Annotated in this window: 21 protein-coding genes; 12 read left to right on the top strand and 9 right to left on the bottom strand. The window is 52.5% G+C overall.

The genetic code is table 11. The features are described from left to right. Positions 1 to 15 precede the first annotated feature (15 nt). The 8 genes from CSC67_RS05775 to CSC67_RS05805 form a co-directional block, all read right to left on the bottom strand. Positions 16 to 1,524 (bottom strand): glycosyltransferase family 4 protein, encoded by a 1,509-nt coding sequence (locus tag CSC67_RS05775; protein ID WP_118993563.1) that lies wholly within the window; start codon positions 1,522 to 1,524, stop codon positions 16 to 18. Positions 1,525 to 1,684: 160 nt separating this feature from the next. Continuing rightward, positions 1,685 to 3,052, bottom strand: a complete 1,368-nt coding sequence (locus tag CSC67_RS05780; protein WP_167752772.1) for a D-glucuronyl C5-epimerase family protein — start codon at positions 3,050 to 3,052, stop codon at positions 1,685 to 1,687. Positions 3,053 to 3,198: 146 nt separating this feature from the next. Next, positions 3,199 to 4,371, bottom strand: a complete 1,173-nt coding sequence (locus tag CSC67_RS21180; RefSeq protein WP_135227427.1) for a hypothetical protein — start codon at positions 4,369 to 4,371, stop codon at positions 3,199 to 3,201. A gap of 145 nt (positions 4,372 to 4,516) precedes the next feature. Next, entirely contained in the window at positions 4,517 to 5,602 is a 1,086-nt protein-coding gene (wecB, locus tag CSC67_RS05785; protein WP_118993565.1) for a non-hydrolyzing UDP-N-acetylglucosamine 2-epimerase, read from the bottom strand. A gap of 9 nt (positions 5,603 to 5,611) precedes the next feature. Next, positions 5,612 to 6,709, bottom strand: coding sequence for a DegT/DnrJ/EryC1/StrS family aminotransferase (locus tag CSC67_RS05790; RefSeq protein ID WP_118993566.1), 1,098 nt, complete (start codon positions 6,707 to 6,709; stop codon positions 5,612 to 5,614). A gap of 39 nt (positions 6,710 to 6,748) precedes the next feature. Continuing rightward, positions 6,749 to 7,324 (bottom strand): UDP-2-acetamido-3-amino-2,3-dideoxy-D-glucuronate N-acetyltransferase, encoded by a 576-nt coding sequence (wbpD, locus tag CSC67_RS05795; RefSeq protein ID WP_118993567.1) that lies wholly within the window; start codon positions 7,322 to 7,324, stop codon positions 6,749 to 6,751. Then, positions 7,321 to 8,265, bottom strand: coding sequence for a Gfo/Idh/MocA family protein (locus CSC67_RS05800; RefSeq protein WP_118993568.1), 945 nt, complete (start codon positions 8,263 to 8,265; stop codon positions 7,321 to 7,323). Before CSC67_RS05800 ends, wbpD begins: the two co-directional genes overlap by 4 nt. Positions 8,266 to 8,517: 252 nt before the next feature. Then, entirely contained in the window at positions 8,518 to 9,456 is a 939-nt protein-coding gene (locus CSC67_RS05805; RefSeq protein WP_118993569.1) for a LysR family transcriptional regulator, read from the bottom strand. Between the two features lie 206 nt (positions 9,457 to 9,662). Between CSC67_RS05805 and CSC67_RS05810 the strand changes: the two genes are divergently transcribed. The 11 genes from CSC67_RS05810 (at position 9,663) to CSC67_RS05860 (ending at position 19,058) form a co-directional block, all read left to right on the top strand. Continuing rightward, positions 9,663 to 10,196, top strand: coding sequence for a MarR family winged helix-turn-helix transcriptional regulator (locus tag CSC67_RS05810; RefSeq protein WP_118993570.1), 534 nt, complete (start codon positions 9,663 to 9,665; stop codon positions 10,194 to 10,196). Between the two features lie 23 nt (positions 10,197 to 10,219). Further along, a complete protein-coding gene (locus CSC67_RS05815; protein WP_118993571.1) occupies positions 10,220 to 10,708 on the top strand; it encodes a flavin reductase family protein in 489 nt (162 codons plus the stop codon). A gap of 95 nt (positions 10,709 to 10,803) precedes the next feature. Then, a complete protein-coding gene (locus CSC67_RS05820; protein ID WP_167752773.1) occupies positions 10,804 to 11,706 on the top strand; it encodes a fumarylacetoacetate hydrolase family protein in 903 nt (300 codons plus the stop codon). A 29-nt stretch (positions 11,707 to 11,735) separates the two neighbouring features. Then, a complete protein-coding gene (locus CSC67_RS05825; RefSeq protein WP_118993573.1) occupies positions 11,736 to 12,134 on the top strand; it encodes a RidA family protein in 399 nt (132 codons plus the stop codon). Between the two features lie 65 nt (positions 12,135 to 12,199). Continuing rightward, positions 12,200 to 13,678 carry a 4-hydroxyphenylacetate 3-hydroxylase family protein gene (locus CSC67_RS05830; protein ID WP_118993574.1) on the top strand — a complete coding sequence of 493 codons (1,479 nt, stop codon included), beginning with the start codon at positions 12,200 to 12,202 and terminating at the stop codon, positions 13,676 to 13,678. A 76-nt stretch (positions 13,679 to 13,754) separates the two neighbouring features. Next, the gene (locus CSC67_RS05835) at positions 13,755 to 14,972 is read left to right on the top strand and encodes an amidohydrolase family protein (protein WP_118993575.1); all 1,218 of its coding nucleotides are present in this window, start codon (positions 13,755 to 13,757) and stop codon (positions 14,970 to 14,972) included. A 180-nt stretch (positions 14,973 to 15,152) separates the two neighbouring features. Then, on the top strand, positions 15,153 to 16,151 hold the full coding sequence (gene dctP, locus CSC67_RS05840) for a TRAP transporter substrate-binding protein DctP (RefSeq protein WP_118993576.1): 999 nt from the start codon (positions 15,153 to 15,155) through the stop codon (positions 16,149 to 16,151). A 117-nt stretch (positions 16,152 to 16,268) separates the two neighbouring features. Beyond that, entirely contained in the window at positions 16,269 to 16,715 is a 447-nt protein-coding gene (locus CSC67_RS05845) for a TRAP transporter small permease (RefSeq protein WP_167752774.1), read from the top strand. Further along, positions 16,715 to 18,034, top strand: a complete 1,320-nt coding sequence (locus CSC67_RS05850; RefSeq protein WP_118993578.1) for a TRAP transporter large permease — start codon at positions 16,715 to 16,717, stop codon at positions 18,032 to 18,034. The genes CSC67_RS05845 and CSC67_RS05850 overlap by 1 nt, the downstream gene beginning before the upstream one ends. A gap of 219 nt (positions 18,035 to 18,253) precedes the next feature. Beyond that, complete coding sequence (locus CSC67_RS05855) at positions 18,254 to 18,556, top strand: BrnA antitoxin family protein (RefSeq protein ID WP_425337630.1); 303 nt, start codon at positions 18,254 to 18,256, stop codon at positions 18,554 to 18,556. 178 nt (positions 18,557 to 18,734) lie between these two features. Further along, positions 18,735 to 19,058, top strand: a complete 324-nt coding sequence (locus CSC67_RS05860; RefSeq protein WP_118993579.1) for a type II toxin-antitoxin system HicB family antitoxin — start codon at positions 18,735 to 18,737, stop codon at positions 19,056 to 19,058. Here CSC67_RS05860 and CSC67_RS21730 read toward each other — a convergent pair. Continuing rightward, positions 18,990 to 19,316 carry a helix-turn-helix domain-containing protein gene (locus CSC67_RS21730; RefSeq protein WP_118993580.1) on the bottom strand — a complete coding sequence of 109 codons (327 nt, stop codon included), beginning with the start codon at positions 19,314 to 19,316 and terminating at the stop codon, positions 18,990 to 18,992. The genes CSC67_RS05860 and CSC67_RS21730 overlap by 69 nt on opposite strands. Before the next feature lie 162 nt (positions 19,317 to 19,478). Here CSC67_RS21730 and CSC67_RS05870 point away from each other — a divergent pair, with 162 nt between their 5' ends. Beyond that, on the top strand, positions 19,479 to 20,630 hold the full coding sequence (locus CSC67_RS05870) for an ABC transporter substrate-binding protein (protein ID WP_209304273.1): 1,152 nt from the start codon (positions 19,479 to 19,481) through the stop codon (positions 20,628 to 20,630). The last annotated feature ends 6 nt before the right edge of the window (positions 20,631 to 20,636 follow it).

The raw sequence follows: 20,636 nt of genomic DNA on the forward strand, positions 1-20,636 counted from the left end.
ATATATAGCAGTTAATTAGTCCTGCATTTCATGATGAAGAAGGTCTGGTTTTTTTGTTGACGAAGTAGGGGGCATGCTAAGTGCGATCCTTGTATAAAGATTGACGAGGCGTTCTCCGTAGATTGCCCAGTTATCTTGTTGTATAAATTTGGAGCAGGAATTTTTAGCCTGATCCAAAACAGAAGGAGTCAATTCATTAATAGCCTTTGCAATTAATCTCGGCTCAGTAGTTTCGGGCAATAGCCAGCCAGTATGGAACTCTTGTATAGTCTTAGCCATCTCTACTAAGGGACTACATAGGATAGGAACGTTTGCTGCTGGGTACTCCCATAGCTTGTTAGGAGTGCAGTAAAGGTGATTAAGACCGACGTTTTCATATGGGATCAAGCCAACAGAGGCACCAGCAGTCCAGTAAACTAGTTCTGATTGCGGCGCAGCTTTTAAAAACACAACTGAAGGGGTATTTCGAGTTCCATTTATGCTTGCATCACTTGCTAACTGTTTGAGCTCATCCTCAAGTTGGCCCCACCCCATCATGACAAGTGTCCAAGCAGGATCCAAGTATTTAGATGCTCGGACGAGAGTACGTAATCCCCGTTTCTCGGCAAACCCGCCTTGATACAAGGCTATTTTCTGAGTTAAGGGTAGCCCGGCGGCACCGTGCAGCCGATCGTCATACGCTACGTTAGGGATGTATGGCGTTGCGTTCTTGATAATCGTAGCTGCTGGTAAGGCCGGGTAGCGCTCTTTATAGAAGTCAGCAATGCTGTCGTTTATAGTGATAAAGTAATCTATGTCTCTCTGGTGACGGCGCATTAGCTTGCGACAAATGCGGGTGTGCTTGTGATCGCCTTGTGCTACCTCCTCATAAATTTCATGTGCGTCCCAAACTAGAGGTACGCCAGTTTTTCTTTTCACCTCTGCTCCGGATGGTAGGGACCAAATATCATGGCAGTGGATTACATCTACACCTCCACACAGAGATGCCCTCACTAGGTGCTGTTGTCTAATTCTGCGATATAGAGGCCGTGCAAAGCGTCGAAGTGCATTTCTAAATGATTTATGCAACTTTCTAATTGGCGCTACGAATGTCCGAATGAGGCGCCTACATAGCGAGCCGAGAAAGTCGCTACGTTGCCGCCAGCGATATATCATCAGCGCCGAAAGAATACTCGCAAGTAAGATGGCTATTACGGGAGCGGTATTTTTCCCGATGAGTGCATTGAGGAGAACTAGAGCGTCAAAATCCGAAAGTTTAGTTAATAGCCATATCGCTGCTAGCATAATAAATGCGAAAACGCTCCACCGAGCATGGCGCGTAACCGTTCTAGTTGCTTCATCGAGTAGCGGGCGACAAAGATGAATCCGTACTCCTGAAGGGAGAATATGGTCTGTGGTAGTGGAGCGTTTATCGAACAATCCAATAATGGTGACATCATGGCCAGCCTTTACCAGACTGTTTGCTTCTTTAATGACACGTGCATCATGCAATACTGAATTGAGAACTATGACTTTAATCTGCATAACGTGTTGTTTTCTATTACGCTAAGATTGCGAAATTTGCATCGGCGCAAAATAAGTCCAGGATTACGATGATTATGAAAAGATCATTCCGAGGGCTGTTGCTTTAAAGCAGCTTTAACGGCTTATAGGTATAAGGCTTACGTATCGTCACGGGGCGACTCTAATTGGAAGAGCGTGGTCTGGCTGTATATTGCTCGAGCTCGATGTCATGCTGAGTATATAGGGGAATTGTTGGCCATTTTCTAACGTACGATTCCCAGCGATCCGCATATTTCTTTACCGTAGGACTGCGAGTTATTGCTGCTATTCTTCTCAGGTTCTTTATGTGAATGAAGTGATAGACATTATAATTTCTAGAGGCTATATGCTTAGCAAAATTCGTTGGATAAGCAACTAAAGCTGCTTTTTCCCATGGGATAACGATATCAATGCCATTTTCTCCTTCTTTAATTTCTGTAGTATAGAGGCTCTTCCAACTGTCCCCTTTCAGTGACGAGGCCAGTGGGTCGTACGGGCCTGACAGTATTTGTACTGATAACCGCCCAGGGCGCTCTGCTAAGAGAGACAAATGGATCTCGTTCGGTTCAGGCCATGAAATCATACTTAGTAAAGTGTTAATCTGGACGACTTTTTTAGTTACTGGTAATGGATAGCCAGATTCCGCTTTTACACCATCGTGTATAAAAGGAAGCCACCTATTTTTTGTATTGATCAAAAAGTGATGTTCAGTTGAATCGCCCACATCTAATGTTAACGTCTTTATCTGCCCCAGAAAGCCATCGGAAAATACAAGCCTCATCCACACAAAGCCTGTTAATCCATATCGACTATTACTCAAATTTTCAATGTCGTATAAGGGAAGTAATTGCTCAAGAGCTTTAAGGTTATGGTCAAATAATAATTTGGCTTTTTCAGAGCCAGTTCTGTCATAAAACTCATATACCTGAAGCATAGTTGTAGTCCATCCGTTCAATGTATATGTGGCTACTTCATGTGGCCACTCTTCGAGTACTATGCCTCCTTTGGCTTCGAGAGCAACGCCCCCATCTTTAACGGGAATCAATAAGCTTTGCAGAACCCGCTCCGCCGCAGCTAGGTATTTGGTGTCACCGGTGGCTTGCCACAGGTCAGTAAAAACGCCAAGATAACGACCTTGAGTAAGACCTGAATAAAAGGTCCCTGGCATGCTAGTCAGTTTCATTTCCGGTGTGTAATAGAAAACCAAGGCGCCGTTGCGGTCGTTCATTCTTTTAAGAGCTGCGTCTCCTACTTTTATCGCTCCTTGAAGAAAAGATTTATCTCCCGTTTCTCTCCAGGATCTCAGATAATCGGTAATTACATAGGTACCGTATATAGGATGAGGGACGATCCTATGGTCTGTTTCTCTTCCTGGGTAACCATCTTCCAAGAATTTGAGTTTGTAATAGCTATATACTGCCGCACGGTGCTCGGGAAGCGGCGGCATTTCTGCATGAGCTAAATTTATAAGACTCAGAAACAACGCGAATATAATGGTTCGAAGCGGCATTCCAAATCCTATTGCCATTTGGCGGAAAGTTAATAGAGTAACTATACAAGGCAAGGGCATACCTCGACCGGTGTATCCGCCCTTCATATGGAATAAGCACAAAGATCTAATTTTAGTCTTGACGCTAGAGTGATTCAGAGGAGAACCTAAAGATCATCAAGTATTTCTACCTCTTCGGGTTTATCCGCAGAGCCTTTAGCCGTGATAGGGCGCCAAATATCGGGCGTTGCTGGTGCAAGTTCCCCAGCATCTACCAATGCTATACCAGCAACGCTAAATGTCATGAAGCGGTAAAGATGGAGATAAAATCGATTTAATGAAGTGAATAGAGCCATCAACTGAGTTAAATTACCTAGGCAAATCCGAAGTACGATCAAATACGTGGCTAATTGACCCCATCCAGTCGCTCCATACAGTAATTGGCTACCTTTCTGAAGTAAAATTACAAAAATGGCAAAAGCCATTACAGTGGAGGTGATAAGCATGCTCTCTGCAGTAGCTTTTAAGCGACCTAAATAGGCATTAAGGGTTTTTCCAATTGCGGTGGCTTCGAATGGTTTTCCAAGGCTAGATTCAATGGAAGTATCGTTCGTACTTTTTGCCCTGTTAATAATCCACTCCCTCTTTTCTTGGATGCTCCTAGTTGCATAGCGTTCAAGTGCTCTTGTTTGAGCACTTCCTCGTATGCTTACTCTGTAGAGCCAAGGCGTCGCTAAAAGCACTAACAATGCCAGCGTAATCGTAAGTTCAAAATCGATATACATTAAAATTCCCAGCGTCGCAAATCCCGAGGCTAGTGGTGAAAAGCTGCGTAATACCAATCGTGCAATTGTGCCGCAATGGCGAGGGTCAGTCGAAACAAGGCGGCTAAAATTGTTTCTCCATTCCCTCAATTTGGGATGATTTCCTACCGTGCTGATAATGGTAACTGCTCTTCTTATGCAATGCTCTTCATATAATACAGAAAGACGCAACATATTAATTTCGGCATAATAAGTGGAGATGCAGGAGCCCAAAAAAAACAGAAGTGACAAAGTAGCGCTGGCGGCAAGTAGCGGGTATGATCGTCTTGGGTTCTCGATATGCCAACTAAATATATCGACTTGATGGCCCAAATCTAATAAATGCACGTATTTAGAAAGTAATAATAACGCTCCTAATTTGAGACCCAGGGCAAGGAGCATCAGTATGCTACATATGATAGGCAGTTTCTTATAATTTCTATAGATTTCGAGCCATAACCATCGCATTGCTACTTGGTAGCGCTGAGCTTGGGAAAAAATACGCGCGAATTCTTCCTTGCTAAAGACTTTCTTCATTATGGCTTTAGTAATACACAGTTTGGTGTAGGTAGATAGATTCCAATAGATACTTCAGTTGAATTCAGTAGGAATCTATATTGACTTTCTACACACGCCGGGAATAATGACGGGCATACCAATTACCCATGTCCCATATGGCGATTTATCGGGTAAGCTCATCCACGATAGCGACTGCAGTATTTCCGTTGCCATAAGGCTCGATCCGCGCTGGCTTGGCACTTAAGGCTCGGGAAATCGCTCCAAAAATTACTTCGACAGAAATTGGCGACACTAGATGGTTCCATCCAGAAGTAACCAACTCCACCCATTCGGTTTCGTCTCGTAAAGTAACGCAGGGCACTCCGTAAAAGAATGCCTCTTTTTGCACGCCGCCAGAGTCAGTAGCAATTAATGCTGCGTGCTTCTCCAATTGAACCATGGCCAAGTATCCAACTGGATCAATCAACTTAACAGCTTTTTCTAATATAGTAAGCCAGCCCTGCTCTGACAACGTCTGCCGAGTGCGTGGATGTACCGGCCAAACTACAGGTAAAATTTCCTTGGAAATTTTGATTAATGACTTAACGATAGTATGTAACCGGACGAGATCGTCGGTATTCTCTGCTCTGTGGATCGTCGCGAGAATAAACTGCTTAGGATTTAAGCTTAATTCATTTAAGCGACCACTTTCTTGATTAACGCGTGCACCATAGAATAAGGCCACGTCGTACATCACATCTCCTGCTTGTACGATCCGATCTTTGGGTATGCCTTCGCGGTTCAGATGTTGGGTTGCGATGTCCGTGGGTGTAAACAACCAGCTTGATATCCGATCTGTCAGAATCCGATTTATCTCTTCCGGCATACGCATATTAAAAGACCGGAGTCCTGCTTCGACATGTGCCACTGGCACATTCAGTTTACATGCCGCTAAAGCCCCTGCAAGAGTCGAATTTGTGTCACCATATACTAATACAATGTCAGGGCATTCCACTTTGATAACATGCTCGATGTGAATTAGCATGCGCCCAGTCATTTCTCCATGGCTGCCTCCAGATATGCCAAGCTGATATTTCGGAACAGGTATACCTAGCTCTTTGAAAAAAATGTCAGACATATTGCTATCAAAGTGCTGCCCTGTATGTGTGACTACCTCTGTGATGTCGTTGCGTCTGACTATTTCGGCTGAGACCACGCTCGCCTTAATAAATTGCGGCCGTGCCCCCAAAACGGTAAGTACTTTTTTCATGGGCGCGGCTTAATTCAGTGCCGACAGGAGCGTATCAACGATTCGGTCTTGGCTTTCTTCGTCCAAGTCTGGATGCATAGGTAGACTGAGTACTTGTTGCGCTAGGGCCTCCGATACGGGAGTCTCGCCAGCCACAGCATATTGCTGGTAGGCGGGTTGCTGATGAATAGCGCGGGGATAATGTATGGCGGTTGGGATGCCCGCTTCCTTCATCACGTTAATTATTCTTTCTCGTTCCGGGACGATAACAGTAAATTGTGCCCATACACTGGTGCGGTCTTCTCTAACTGCAACAGTTCGGGAGCCGTTTGACGCATTGGCCAATAAGGCTTGATAGCGTTTGCCAATTTGAGCACGTTGCTCTACTTCCCAATCAAAGCGCTCTAATTTGCCGATTACCACAGCGCATTGCAATGTATCCATACGTCCACCTACTCCTATGCGGGTATGGTGGTAGCGTGAGGATTGCCCATGTACCCTAATTTCGCGCATTGCTTGTGCTAGGGTGTCGTCATTGGTAAAAATTGCTCCGCCATCTCCGTAGCAGCCTAGCGGCTTACTGGGGAAAAAACTTGTGCATCCTATAGTGGACACATTACAGCTTTTGCGTCCTTTATATGTGGCGCCGAAACTTTGTGCGGCGTCCTCTATGACGGCAAGTCCGTACCGGGCTGCTATGGCGTTGATTTCGTCCATATCGGCGCACTGTCCGTATAGCGAAACAGGCAGGATAGCCTTTGTTCGTGAAGTAATCTTAGCTTCGATCCGGCTTGTGTCAATGTTGCATGTATCGGGCAAAACGTCTACGAACACGGGGGTGGCGCCCAGTAGCACTATAACTTCAGCCGTAGCAATGAACGTAAAGGTTGTGGTAATGACTTCGTCGCCCGGTCGAACGTTTAAAGCCATGAGCGCCATCAAAAGCGCTTCAGTGCCCGACGCGACGGTAATGCAATGTTTAGAGTCTGTGTAGGAAGATAAAGCATCTTCAAGTTCCTTTACTTCCGGCCCCATGATGTACTGCCCATGATCTAATACCGCTTGTATACGTTTATTGATCGGGTCGCGTAGCGCTTGATATTGTTTTTTAAGGTCGATAAATTGCATGTCAATACTAATTATCTTGTTAACTGTTTAGACTCAGAGTTAGCTTTTAGAGAGTTGTGCGCCATTAAGCACATAGCGCGCCCCAGTATGCTGACAATGTACGGCTCTAGAGCCTGTTAAGGGCAGGTCCAATTGTTCACCATACTCGCTCATCCAACCGATCTGCTTAGCTGGTACACCAGCCACAAGCGCATAATCTGGTACATCTTTGTTAACGACGGCGCCAGCAGCAATGAATGCATATTGACCAATAGTGACACCGCATATGATGGTGCAGTTCGCCCCCAAAGTCGCTCCTTTTTTGACTAAAGTGTCACGATATTGATCTTTGCGATTTATAAGGGATCGGGGGTTATATACGTTGGTGAAAACCATGCTGGGACCACAAAATACTCCTTCCTCAAGAGTTACATTGTCGTACACCGAGACGTTATTTTGTATTTTGCAATGGTCACCAATCACAACCTTGTTGCCTACGAATACATTCTGGCCCATGGAGACATCTCGACCCACACGGGCTCCCCCACACACATGTACGAAATGCCAAATACGGGATCCCTCACCAATTTGTGCGCCATCGTCGACGATGGCGCTGGAATGTTGGTAGTAGCTCATTTCGTAAGGAACGGGTGATAGTCGCCGGTGAGGGGCGCGATAGAAGCTGAGCGAATCGCGGCCACTGTGGATATTGCCGTGCGGTTTTCTTCTAGCCCAAAGCCTCTGCCTGCAAGAATTTCTTCGTAGCTTCGGTTGTGTAGATCGGTGAAGCCACCAGAGAATTCTATTTCGTCACCATCTACCGTGATAGACCTGAAAGTACGCTGACCTGCCGCACGTTGCGCGTGGGGTACATCTTCTACATCAACTGAAAGAAACCAACGAACCCGGGCATTTTCATATTCTAAGTAGCCTGCCGCTTTAGTGTCCGACGAAAGGTGCACGACATTACTTTGTAAACGGCCGAAGATAAAATGCAGCATATCAAAAAAGTGCACGCCAATATTTGTCGCAATGCCACCTGACTTCTTAATGTCGCCTTTCCAAGATTGCAAATACCAATGCCCGCGCGATGTAATGTAGGTTAAATCGACTTCGTGCTTTGTATTCTTCTTTTGTGACTGAACTTTCTCACGCAGTGTGACGATGGAAGGATGTACTCGTAGCTGTAAGATTGTGTTGACTTTGTGGCCAGTGTCCTTTTCGATTTCCAACAGACCATCAATATTCCACGGATTTAGAACCAGCGGCTTCTCGCAAATTGCATCGGCTCCTGCACGTAAGGCGAAGCGCATGTGTGAGTCGTGTAGATAATTTGGCGAGCAAATAGATACGTAGTCGACACGTTTATGATTATTGGCTCGTCGAGCTTTGTCTATATGACGATCAAAGCGCTCAAATTCGGTAAAAAACTCTGCGTTCGGGAAGTGGCTATCGATAATACCTACGGAGTCATTTGGATCCAATGCTGCGACGAGATTATTCCCGGTAGCCTTGATGGCTTGCATATGGCGGGGAGCAATATAGCCAGCAGCACCGATGAGAGCAAAGTTTTTCATTTTATAGTCAGTATGAAGTAATTAGAGGACAAGCTACAGTTGTATGGTATGGCCGCACGAGACACTACTAATTGTACAAAGGGCTTTAATCATAGTGCATGCTTCACATTATTTATTGACTTTATGCTGCCATACATTATACGAGAGCCACCAAGGCCGCCTGACTTATGGTCTAACGGATGTGTCGAATTGAAATCTACCTTCTCCGTAACGAAAACCAATCTCAATATCTAACAATAAGTTTTTCAAACTTCACCCATCAACACATCCCCTCGCCGCGTCCAACACCACCTTCATCATCGGATTCACCATCGCTTCCATCCTGTAAATAATCCCGATCGGATAGTTTGACGACAGATCTCCATCCGGCACCAGCGCGACTTTGCCCAGCTCTGCGTACGTCTGCGCCACATTCTTGGGCAGTATCGACAGCAGCTCGGAATGATTCAGCATCTCTATAGTCGCGAAGACCGAGGTGGTTTCCACTTCGACCTGCGGGGCGGTGATGCCCCGGGTGGCCAGCCATGACGCCACCATGTTGTACAGGGCGCCTTCGCGGGCCGGCAGCATCCAGGTCATTTCGCCCAGCGCGGCCGTTCGGTCGCTGGATCGGGTTTTCAATAAAGGATGGCCGATGCCGCAGACGATGGCGGTCTCTTCGTTGTACAGGGTTTCGTGTCGCAGGTCGGGAGTCAGCATGTCCATGACGATGCGGCCGAAGATGCAATCGATCTCGCCGTTGGAAAGCTGCTGCAGCAGAGGGTGTTCTACGGCTTCATTGATGGAGATGTGCAGGCCGGGCCAGCGGCGTTGCAGCGCCAAATAGAGTTTGGGCAGGAACTCGGGCACGGCCACGGGGAAGACGCCTATGCGAAGGCGGCCGGCAGCGCCCTGGCGCGTGGACAGCAGTTCGGCGTGGGTGGCGTGCATTTCGGCCAGCAGGACGCTGGCGCGGCGGGTCAGGGCCAGGCCGGCGGGGGTGGGGGTCAGGCCGCGGCGGTTGCGGGTGTATAGGGTGGTTTCGAATATATCCTCGATTTCCCTAAGCAGCTTGCTGGCGGTGGGCTGGGCCATGTGCAGCCTTTTGGCGGCGCGCCCTACGTTGGGATCGCGGCCGAGCGAGTCCAGAAGCGCCAGATGGCGCAAACGCAGGCGGCCGACCAGGCGCTGGAAGTCGGGAAGCTGGGTCATGTGGTATTCCGATATGGCATTACAGGGCTCGGTGGATACGGGGCTATCTTATTTCATGATGGCTCCCTGCCTTGATTCATGCGTCCGGTGAGAGGACAAGAAATCGCCGCCAATCCTAGGTTTCAAGGGAAAACCCCTACATAAACCTTGTATATTTAGCTTTGGAACAAAGGTATTATTAATTCATTTCCAGCAACACTAATCATATGAACACATCTCCTGACACGACATCTACCTCCGCAATCCAAGGCGAACAGCAGCGCTTGCGCTTGGTGAACGCGCTGCTGCCTTTTCTGGCGGTACATACCTCGATTCGCGATGGCTATGCGGCAATGGTTGGAATAAGCGGGCCGCAATATAGCGTGCTGCTCTATATCAAGCACTTTTCCGATAAAGGCGCTCCTTGCGTCAAGGATGTGGCTGAACACCTTCATTTGAGTGCGTCGTACATCACGGCCGAGGTGGGGGTGCTCGAGCGGAAGGGCCTGCTCGTCAAAACAAAAGACGATAGCGACCAAAGGGTGGTTCGCCTCGCGCTTAGCGAACGCTCCAAAGAACTGCTTGAGGGAATTCAAGATGTTCGATCGCAGGTAAACAACGTGCAGTTCGGGGTGCTGACGCCTGAAGAGTTGACGGTGCTGGCGCCGATTATCGAACGTCTGATAGACAGCAGCCGCGAGGCCCTTACTTTGCAGCGGTATCTCGCTACAAGAAATGCGAAGCCTCATGGCTCTCGGTAAGGCCGATTACTAGGGAAACTGAAATGAGCTTTACGCCAAGGGAATTTCGAAACGCTTTGGGCCTGTTTCCCACCGGGGTGGCGGTGGTAACCGCAGTGAATGCGGAGGGCCTGAAAGTGGGGATCACGGTGAACTCGTTCACCTCGGTGTCGCTTGACCCGCCCTTGGTTTCTGTAAATCTCTCGAAGCACATCGCCAGCTACAACGATCTGGTGAATGCCGGGCATTTCACCATCAATGTCTTGAAGAAAAGCCAGCGCCAATTGTCAACGCAGTTTGCGCAGGCGTATTCGAACAAATGGGAGAACGTGGCGTTTTACCTGAATGAATACCAGGCGCCGGTGCTGGAATGCGCGCTTGCCACGTTCGAGTGCAGGCATTACTCGAAGTTCGATGCGGGCGACCACGCCATATTGGTGGGCCAGGTCTTGAACTTCGACGTTGAAAATGAAGAGATGCCTTTGCTTTTCTATAAAGGCGGTTATCACGAACTGCCGGCAACCAACCCTTGAATAAGAACACGCCTGCATGTGCGGGCTAGGTAAAGCATAGAGAGGAGACCATGAGAATAGCGCGTTATCGCCGCCCGCAGTCCGACGCGTCGGAAATGGGGTTTGCCCATGGGGGCAAGCTGTATCGGGTGCAGGACGTAGAGCGGGCGCTGTCGGGCCGCGATTCCAGCCTGTCGAATGTTGAAGGGCAATGGCAAGGCATGGTTGAGCATGTCTTTCAAAATGCTGGGCGGTACGAGCATTACTACAGCGAGCTGGCCGCGGGCGGCGCGCAACTGTCTGTCGTTGAAGGCGTAGACGCCGACAGCGTGGTGTACGAGCCCCCCATTTCTTACAAGAACAAGCTGCTGTGTGTGGGGAAGAACTACGCAACCCACCTCGAGGAATTGCGCCGCACCGACCTGATCAAAGAACTGCCCACCGAGCCGACCGGCTTTGTCAAGATTCACGACAGCCTGGCGGGCCACAACGCGACCATCAGCAAGCCCCCGAGCGTTTCCCAGCTTGATTACGAGCCCGAGCTTGTGTTTGTGCTGGGCAAGGGCGGCATGAACATTACTGAAGAGTCGGCGCTGGAACATGTCTTTGGCATCACTTTGCTTAACGACCTTACGTGCCGGGAAACTCAGCGCAAAGAGGTGCAAAGCGGCACCCGGTTCTGGACGGCGAAGAACGCCCCAGGGTTTGGCCCGCTGGGTCCCTGCATCGTCAGCATGAGCGAAATAAAAGACCCCTACGACCTATGGGTAAGTTGCAGCGTGAATGGCGAAGAAAGAATGCGGGTGAATACGCGCGAACAGATCTGGAAGATCTCGAAAATTCTTGCGCATTTTTCAAGGCTGGTTTGCCTGCGCCCCGGCGACATGTTTTCAACGGGCGCGCCCGGAGGTGTGGCGGTGGGGCAGGCGAACTCCGAGGCGCTTTTCTTGAAGCCCGGCGACACCGTGACTTGCAGCATCGGCGAGCTGGGGCTCGATTTGGTCAACCACATACGTTAGTTATTGATAATTTGAATCTGGAGGGGGTTATGTCAACCATTACACGCGGAAATCCCGGCAACCTGAAAAACGTCAGAAGCAACATCTACAACCATTACATACGGGTCGACAACCCCAAGTCGTTGATCTTTCTTTCGGGCCAATTGTCGCGCGACGAGAACGGCCGGCTCGTAGGCGCGGGCGACATGGAAGAGCAGACGCGGCAATGCATCAGGAACATGGAAACCGTTATGAAAGAGGCGGGCGGCACGCTGCGGGACATCGTTTCGCTGGTTGTATACACCTGCGACGTGCGTGAGTTCAAGAAGATTGTCTCGGCCCGCATGGAGTTCTTCAAAGAAGACCTGCCCACCAGCACCATCGTCGAGGTGAACCATCTTGCAGATCCGGGGTTGCTGATCGAGTTCCAGGCGATAGCGGCCCTGTAACGGGCTGTGCGCAGGACACTGTTTGCCGCTTTTCTATTTATCCAAATGGGTTCGGGAGTATCGAGTTGAGAACGGGACGACAATATCTGGACAAGATTGCCAGCCGCAAGGCCAATATTTATATCGGCTCTGAGCGGGTGGAGGACGTTACCCAGCATGCCGCGTACAAGAATGCGGCGCGGGTGGTGGCCAATATGTACGACGAGGCGGCCAAGCCGGAAAACAGGGACATTCTGACGTTTTCGGAAGACGGCCGAGACTACAACGCGATGTGGCTTCGCCCGCGGTCGGCCGCCGATCTGGAAAAGCGCAATGCGCTGCATCGGGCCTGGGCACAGTGCTCGTACGGTTTGTTTGGCCGGTCGGCCGATCACGTTGCCGGCTGGATCACGGGCATGTCGTGCATGCCCAGCGTGTTCGAAAGGCTGGGCAGCCGTTATGTCGAGAATATCGAAAAATACTATCGCTATGCGCGCGAGAACGATCTGTACATTGCTTACGCGGTGGTAACGCCGGCGGGCGCAAAGAGTTCGGATCCGACAAAAGTCACTACCGACAAATCGGCCCCGAGTTCTTCTTGGGCGCAGAATGCGGCCTTGCGTGTCGTGAAGGAAACCGACGAAGGCCTGGTGATCTCGGGTTTCAAGATTCTGGCCACAGGCGCCATTTTGGCCGATGAAATTCTTTTCGGTAATTACCAGCCGCTTGCCAAGGGGCAAGAGGCATTTGCCGTGGCCTGCGCCGTGCCGGTCGACGCCCCGGGGCTGACGCTGATCTCTCGAGGGCCGTTCGTATCCGAGGACAGGGCCGAAGTCGACAACCCGCTTGCCTACAACTTCGACGAAACCGATGCAGTGGTGTATTGCGATAACGTCCTGGTTCCATGGGACAGGGTCTTTGCTCACAACCATACCGATGCGGCCAAGGCCATATTCAACGACACGCCGGCCCACGTGCTGGGCAACGTTCAGGCCCATATTCGGCACCTTGAAAAGCTGCGCCTTTTGCTGGGCGTGATGGAGCGCGTGCTGGTCAGCAATCAGATTATCGACATTCCGGCGGTGAGGGACATGCTTGGCCTTCTGGCGACCCGGGTGGCCATGGTGGATGCCCTGGTCATCGCCGAGACGGCCAACCTTGAAACCTGGGAGGGAGGCTATGTGGCGCAAGATCGCCAGGCCTTGTACGCAACCATGGCCTACACCATGGAGTACTACCCCGAGTTCATCGATCACTGCCGCCAACTGATAGGCAGCCATTATTTTCAGCTGCCCGCCGACTCAGGCTTTTTGGACAACCCGGTCACCAGCGACATCTACATGAAGTTCTCTTTGTCGGACAACATCGCGGAAAGCATGCAGCGCTACAAGCTGATGCGGCTTGCCTGGGATCTGATCGGATCTGAATTCGCCAGCAGGCACACCCAGTACGAAATGTTCTACAACGGCCCGCGCCATGTATGCCGCGCGCGCGCGCTGGGCAATTTCAGGTGGGACGGCGTGCGCTCAGAGGTGGACAGATTGTTGTCAAGCATTGAAGCGTAATTCACGGCCCGCAGCTCTGCGGCGGTATGCGCGTCCGCGGAGCCGGCTTACTGCTTACTAACATGGGGAGGCGTCCATGCTGATTGCCAATCATGGAATAGAAGATCTATCGATCGTTATAAAAAACGTCGGGACCTTGCTGACGGGCGATATTGAAAACCCGATTTCCGATGCCAGCGCCGTTTTCGTGCAGGCGGGCAAGATCGTGGTCGTAGGGTCTGATAAGGATTTCGACGCCGATGCCGCCGATATGGTCATCGATTGCAATGGCACCACTTTGGCGCCGGGCCTGATCGATTCTCACGTTCATCCGGTGGCGGGCGATTTCACGCCCCGGCAGAACCAGATCGGGTGGATCGATTCATGCCTGAATGGCGGCGTTACCACGATGATATCGGCGGGTGAGCTGCACTACCCGGGCCGCCCCACCGACATACAAGGCGTGAAGGCGCTGGCCATTACCTCGCAGCGGGGCTTCAAGAATTTCCGTCCCAGCGGGGTGAAGGTTCACGCCGGCGCCCCCATCGTTGAAAAAGGCATGGTCGAAGCCGATTTCCGCGAGATGTCCGAGGCGGGTGTGAAGATGATAGGTGAAATCGGCCTGGGTTCTGTCAAGGCCGGCTACGAGGCCAGGCAGATGGTCGAGTGGTGCCGGAAATACGGCATTCAAACCACCATTCATACCGGGGGCGAATCAATTCCGGGTTCAGGCCTGATCGACAAGGATGTTGTGCTGGAGGCCGACGCCGATGTCATCGGGCATATCAACGGAGGGCACACCTCTTTGCCTTATAAGCAGGTGTGCGAGCTTTGCGAGCGCAGCGACAAGGCCATGGAGATCGTGCACAACGGCAACGAGCGCATCGCGGTCCTTACGGCGCGCCATGCCCACGAGCTGAAATGCCTGCATCGCGTGATATTGGGTACCGATGCCCCCACAGGTTCAGGCGCCCAGCCCCTGGGCATCATTCGCACGATTTCGCTGTTGGCGAGCCTGGCCGACGTTGCGCCGGAAATCGCCTTCTGTTTTGCCACCGGAAATACGGCGAGGGTCCGCGACCTTGACTGCGGCCTGATCGAACCGGGGCGCGCGGCCGACTTCGTATTTATGGACAAGCCCATGAACGGAGAAGGGCGCACGCTGCTCGAGAGTGTGCGGGTGGGCGATCTGCCGGGAATAAGCATGGTGATGATCGACGGCCAGATCAAGTGCCTTCGCAGTCGCCTGACACCCCCGGCGGCCACCATGCCGGTCATCGTGAAGCAGCCCAACCGGGTTATTGAGTTGCGTTGAGCATCGGAATATGGAGCTCATGGCGTGTCTTGAATGCGATGGCCCATATGTTTTGCAGCGGTTGTAGAAGAAAAGCAAGACGGCTTATCCACCTATAAGCCTTGACGGTTTCACCCGGTCCATGTCTGTGCAGGTCCTGAGTGGACGCTCGGGTGTATCTAAACATTTCGGGAGATACTAATGAGTAAGTTCAGCATGAATCGGCGCAATGCCATGAAGACGATCGCCATCGGGTCTTCGGCGCTCGCCTTTCCAGGCATAGTCCGTTCCCAGGAACTGACTATCCGGGCGGTCAGCGCCTGGACGCAGGGTACGGCGTTTTCAAAAGAGTTCGAGCGATTCGTCGACCGGGTGAATGAAACCGGCAAGGGCATCATTCAAATCAATTACCTTGGCGGCGGGGCCAAGATCATGAACGTGTTCGACATGGGGCAGGCCGTGAAAAACGGTGTGTTCGATATTTTGAACACGAATTCGGGCTACTACAGCAACCTGATGCCCGAATCGGCTTCTATCAAGCTGCAGCGGGTCTCTTTTGCCCAGCTGAAGCAGAACGGTGGATACGATTTTCTCAATGAGATCATGAACAAGAAAATGAATTCTCATTGGCTGGGCCGTGGCAAGGGCACGATTCCCTTCCACATTTACTTCAGCAAGAGCGTCCAGAACTTCGACAAGCCCGATCTCAAAGGGCTGCGCCTGCGAATTTCGCCCAACTATCGGGCTTTCTTCTCGGCGCTGGGCGCGACGCTGGTTCAAACCCAGGGATCTGAAATCTACACCGCGATGGAGCGCGGCGTGGTCGACGGCTTTGGCTGGCCGATTCAAGGGCTGGACGAGCTAGGGCTGTTCCCCGTTACCGCGACACGTGTCGACCCCGGTTTCTATACGGCGCCGAACGAAATACTGATCAACCAGAATAAATGGAAGAGCCTTTCCGACGAGCAAAGGGGTGTCCTGCAGGCGGCTTCTGACTGGGTTGAAACCTGGCTTGAAGATTCAGAGCGGAAAACGAATGAAGCGGCCAAGGAGAAGCAGGCTGCGAACGGCATCAAGGCGGCTCAATTGAACGAGGCCGATTCGAAGTACTTCCTGGATACCGCCTACGACGCAGGATGGGCGGAAATCGAGAAGATGGCGCCGCAGAATGCCGCCAAGCTCAGGCAGCTCATGAGCTGATGGATTCAGCGCAGGTGGTCAAGCGTGTTTTTGTCAATAGGAACATGAGTAATGCGAGCCCTTGTAAAGCTATACGACGCTATTCTTGATTTTCTAGGCATTTTCGCCGGCTTTGTCATGTTCGCAGTGGCAAGCCTTATTGCATTCGATCTGATACGGCGCAATCTTTTCCACCTGTCTTTGTCCTGGGTGCTCGAGGTGACTGAGTATTTATTCTATATATCGGTCATGGCTGCGGTGCCTTGGGCCATGAGGGAGGGCGCCCACGTGAAAATGGACGCCTTCATCAGGCTGCTTTCGGCTCGCCGCGGCGTCGCGATTTCCAAGCTGGTCGATGTGCTGGGCATCGTAACGTGCGTGATCATCAGCATCGGCGGGTTCGCCGATGCCTGGTCTTCGTACAAAGCGGGAGACATCGTCTTCAAGAGTGTGGTGTTTCCCGAATGGTGGGTGCTTTCTGTCGCCCCGGTGATCATGGCTCTTCTGGCCATCGAGTTCTTACGCCATCTCGTATCGGGCCATCCGCCCCATGATGAGCAAGCCCTTTCAAAGGGAGATTCGTGATGGATTGGGTTTTTCCCCTTTTATTGCTGCTGGGCGGGCTGATCTTCTTCATGGCGCTTGCCGCGCCGGTTGCCATAGCGTTGTACATGATCAACCTGATCGGCGCCTACTTGTTCTTAGGCGGAGGCAGCGGCGTCATCCAGCTGGCGCACAACCTGGTCAGTGGCGTAGGCAGTTTTGCACTGATACCCATACCTTTATTCGTCTTGATGGGAGAAGTGCTGTTCCATACCGGCCTTGCAAAACAGGTGGTGGAAGTAATCGAGCGCTTGATTCACCGGGTGCCGGGCCGGTTGAACATTGTGGCCATTATCGGCGGCTCGATGTTTGCCACGCTGTCGGGTTCGACGGTGGCCAATACGGCAATGCTGGGCAGCACGCTTTTGCCGGAAATGCGGAATCGAGGCTATCGCGTCTCTTTTGCGCTGGGGCCGATTATTGGCGTGGGTGGCATTGCCATGCTGATACCCCCCTCTACCTTGGCGGTGGTCTTGGGCAGTTTAGGCGGCATCTCCATCGGGGCGCTCTTGGTGGGCGGTGTGATCCCCGGGTTGCTGCTCGCCTTTGCATACCTCGCTTATGTGATTCTGAGAGGGGTGCTCGACCCGTCGATAGCACCCAGAGACGATGTCGTTGTGTCCGAAGAAAGCCTGTTGAGTCGCCTCGGCGATTTGATGATAAAGGTCTTGCCGTTGTTCGGCATTTTTTTCTGCGTTGTTGGCGGCATTTTGTTTGGCTGGGCGACTCCTACCGAATCCGCCGCGCTGGGCGCCATGGCTTCGCTGGTAGCTGCGGTGTGCTACCGCCGCCTTACGCTGGCCGTGTTCAAAAAATGCCTGCTGGAAACCGCGAAGCTCACGGCGATGATCATGTTCATCGTTTCCGCTTCGATGACGTTTTCTCAGATCTTGTCGATTTCTGGCGCTGGAGACGGCTTGCTGCAATACGTGGTGTCGCTGGAGCTTTCGCGTATAGAAATGATGTTTCTGTTTGCGATCATCCTGCTCTTTCTAGGGTGCTTTATGGAGCAGATCAGCATGATGTTGCTGACGGTGCCATTTTTTGTGCCTTTGGCCCTGGGGGTGGGTCAAGACCCGATCGCGCTGGGCATCATGATGCTGGTGGCGATTGAAGTGGGCTTGATGTCCCCGCCTTTCGGATTGCTCGTGTATGTAATGAAAGGCGTGGCGCCGGATATTCCGTTGACCACCATCTTCAAATCGGTTGTGCCCTATCTGGCCATGTCTATGGGCTTGATCGTATTGATTATTTTCGTGCCGGAGGTGGCGACCTGGCTGCCGTCTCTGTCGGCGAATTAACGTAATTCTAGGACTGCAGTAATAAGAAGAGGTAATTCAGGGTGCTGATAGCGCTCGCAAGGCGTACTGGAAGCGTTCCGGCAGCGGCAAGAGTGGAGGTGCGCGGGTAATCTATTTCCACTTGGTCGATGATGAGATGGTATTGCTGATCATGGTGTATGCCAAGGTTGAGTGCGAGACGGTAGCAGTCAAAGAGATCAGGCGAACCTGGAGGAAATCGTGAAAACTTTGAAAAAGCTCGATGTGGATAAGGTGGCATCGACCATCGAAGCCGACGCCGGGGAAGCGTTGCCCGGCCTGCGCGAATCGCTGGCCGAGGCCAAAGCGGGGAATTTCGTCCAGGTGCATACGCCGCAGCAGATCGCGGCGCGTCGTCGCGGACGCCCTGTGGGCAGTACGCAAGCTGTAACGAAAGAAGCGGTCAAGATCCGTCTGGATGCGGACGTGCTGGCTGCGTTGCGTGCCAGCGGAGACGGCTGGCAGACGCGAATCAACGATACGCTACGGCCTCATTGGCTTTGAGTGGGGCGCTGGAAAAGTAAGTGGTCAGGCGCCCATGCTGCTGGGCCAACTCGCGCAACCAGGCCACAAGCACTCAGGAATATTGGTACCATATAGGGAACCATTTGGGCTATGAAAAAACTTCAAAAGCTGCTGGCCCAAATGCAACATGAACCCTCCACGAAACGGAGCGCAAGGAATGAACCGAGATCACTACACCTATCGGGTTACCTGGTCGGCGGAAGACAGTGAACATGTCGGCTTGTGTGTCGAGTTTCCTTCTTTGTCTTGGCTCGCCTCTACGCCAGAAGACGCATTGGCGGGAATCCGCAAGCTGGTTTCGGATACGGTGCAAGAGCTTCAGAATCGGCAGGAACCCGTGCCGGAGCCATTTGCCGATAGAACGTATAGCGGTCAATTCCGCGTCAGGGTGACACCGGAAGTGCATCGCAAGCTAGCAATTCAAGCCGCGGAAGCCGGCGTCAGTATGAATCTTCTGGCTAGTTCGAAACTGGCAATGTAAGGCCCGGGTTATTCCACACACTCCCGAGCCGCCTCCAGCACCACCTTCATCATCGGATTCACCAGCGCAGCGCCTCCATCGCGCGTCGCGTAAGGTATCCTCGATTTCCCTAAGCAGCTTGCTGGCGGTGGGCTGTGCCATATGCAGTCTTTTGGCGGCCCGCCCCACGTTGGGATCGCGGCCGAGCGAGTCCAGAAGCGCCAGATGGCGCAAACGCAGGCGGCCGACCAGGCGCTGGAAGTCGGGAAGCTGGGTCATGTGATATTCCGATATGGCATTACAGGGCTCGGTTAATTCATGGTTATCTTATTTCATAATTGCGGCGGGCCTTATAAGATCACTCCAAGCGCCCGGTAGTGGCGCATGCCGAGCCCTGGCGTTGGCCGGGTTCGTTCCATGTTCTAGAACAGGAGGAGTCTCATGTCCCGCACATTGCTCGCCATGCTTGCCGGCCTGGCGATGTCGCTCTCGTCGGCGTCGCACGCCGCGGATCCGATCAAGATAGGTTTTACCGGTACGTTTACCGGCCCCAACGCGTCCAACGGCATTCCCTACCGCAACGCGGCCGAACTGTTCCCGCCCACGCTGGGCGGCAGCCCGGTGCAGTGGATCGTGCTGGACGACGGCGGCGATGCCACCAACGCCATGAAGAACGCGCGACGCTTCGTCGACGTGGACAAGGTCGACGCCATCGTGGGCTCCACCTCTTCGCCCACGTCGATGACGCTGTTCGACATTGCCAACAGCAGCAAGACGCCTCAGCTGGCCATGGCGCCGGTCTCCATCCCGGAAGACAAGCGGCCCTTCGTGTTCAACGTGTCGCAGCCGGTGCCGCTGATGTCGTCCGCCATTGTGGAAGACATGAAGAAGCAGGGTATCAAGACGGCGGCCTACATCGGCTATGCCGACGGCTGGGGCGACATGAACTGGGACATCTTCAAAGAGATGGCGCCCAAGGCCGGTGTCGAGGTGGTGGCCGAAGAGCGCTACAACCGCACCGACCCGTCGGTGATCGCCCAGGTGCTGAAGGTGGTGTCGGCCGATCCGGACGCGGTGTTCATCGGCGCTTCGACCACGCCGGCGGTGCTGCCGCACGTGACGCTGCGCGACCAGGGCTTCGAAGGGCTTATCTACCAGACGCACGGCACGGTGGCGCAGGCCTTTCTGGATTCGGGCGGCCAGGCGGTGGAGGGCGCCCGCATGCCCACCGGCCCCATGGTGGTGGTGGGCGACCTGCCCGACAGCAACCCCATCAAGGCGGTGTCGCAGGACTTCATCGGGAAGTACCAAGCCAAGTGGGGCAAGGGCCCGGTGCCGGCGTTCGCGGGCACGGCGTGGGATGCCTTGCTGATTCTGGACGCGGCCGCGGCCAAGGCGCTGGAGGGCGGAGCCAAGCCGGGCACGGAGGCGTTTCGCGTTGCGCTGCGCGACGCCCTGCAGTCGGGGCAAGAGGTGGTGGGCACCAACGGCATCTTCAAGTACACGCCGGACGACCACTATGGGCTGGATGAACGCGCCCGCGTGATGGTAACGGTGAAAGAAGGCAAGTTCCGCCTGCTTGAAGACAAGTAAAGGCCG

Origin of the sequence: Pusillimonas caeni (genome assembly GCF_003545815.1) — a bacterium.
In the GTDB taxonomy this organism is placed as follows: domain Bacteria; phylum Pseudomonadota; class Gammaproteobacteria; order Burkholderiales; family Burkholderiaceae_B; genus Pusillimonas; species Pusillimonas caeni.

Coding starts and splice junctions, on each gene's coding strand:
- CSC67_RS05835 (WP_118993575.1), top strand. CDS start 13,755: ATGCTGATTGCCAATCATGGAATAGAAGATCTATCGATCGTTATAAAA.
- CSC67_RS05780 (WP_167752772.1), bottom strand. CDS start 3,052: ATGCCGCTTCGAACCATTATATTCGCGTTGTTTCTGAGTCTTATAAAT.
- CSC67_RS05800 (WP_118993568.1), bottom strand. CDS start 8,265: ATGAAAAACTTTGCTCTCATCGGTGCTGCTGGCTATATTGCTCCCCGC.
- wecB (WP_118993565.1), bottom strand. CDS start 5,602: ATGAAAAAAGTACTTACCGTTTTGGGGGCACGGCCGCAATTTATTAAG.
- CSC67_RS05775 (WP_118993563.1), bottom strand. CDS start 1,524: ATGCAGATTAAAGTCATAGTTCTCAATTCAGTATTGCATGATGCACGT.
- CSC67_RS05810 (WP_118993570.1), top strand. CDS start 9,663: ATGAACACATCTCCTGACACGACATCTACCTCCGCAATCCAAGGCGAA.
- dctP (WP_118993576.1), top strand. CDS start 15,153: ATGAGTAAGTTCAGCATGAATCGGCGCAATGCCATGAAGACGATCGCC.
- CSC67_RS05850 (WP_118993578.1), top strand. CDS start 16,715: ATGGATTGGGTTTTTCCCCTTTTATTGCTGCTGGGCGGGCTGATCTTC.
- CSC67_RS21180 (WP_135227427.1), bottom strand. CDS start 4,371: ATGAAGAAAGTCTTTAGCAAGGAAGAATTCGCGCGTATTTTTTCCCAA.
- CSC67_RS05870 (WP_209304273.1), top strand. CDS start 19,479: ATGTCCCGCACATTGCTCGCCATGCTTGCCGGCCTGGCGATGTCGCTC.
- wbpD (WP_118993567.1), bottom strand. CDS start 7,324: ATGAGCTACTACCAACATTCCAGCGCCATCGTCGACGATGGCGCACAA.
- CSC67_RS05845 (WP_167752774.1), top strand. CDS start 16,269: ATGTTCGCAGTGGCAAGCCTTATTGCATTCGATCTGATACGGCGCAAT.
- CSC67_RS05805 (WP_118993569.1), bottom strand. CDS start 9,456: ATGACCCAGCTTCCCGACTTCCAGCGCCTGGTCGGCCGCCTGCGTTTG.
- CSC67_RS05860 (WP_118993579.1), top strand. CDS start 18,735: ATGAACCGAGATCACTACACCTATCGGGTTACCTGGTCGGCGGAAGAC.
- CSC67_RS05820 (WP_167752773.1), top strand. CDS start 10,804: ATGGGGTTTGCCCATGGGGGCAAGCTGTATCGGGTGCAGGACGTAGAG.
- CSC67_RS21730 (WP_118993580.1), bottom strand. CDS start 19,316: ATGACCCAGCTTCCCGACTTCCAGCGCCTGGTCGGCCGCCTGCGTTTG.
- CSC67_RS05790 (WP_118993566.1), bottom strand. CDS start 6,709: ATGCAATTTATCGACCTTAAAAAACAATATCAAGCGCTACGCGACCCG.
- CSC67_RS05825 (WP_118993573.1), top strand. CDS start 11,736: ATGTCAACCATTACACGCGGAAATCCCGGCAACCTGAAAAACGTCAGA.
- CSC67_RS05815 (WP_118993571.1), top strand. CDS start 10,220: ATGAGCTTTACGCCAAGGGAATTTCGAAACGCTTTGGGCCTGTTTCCC.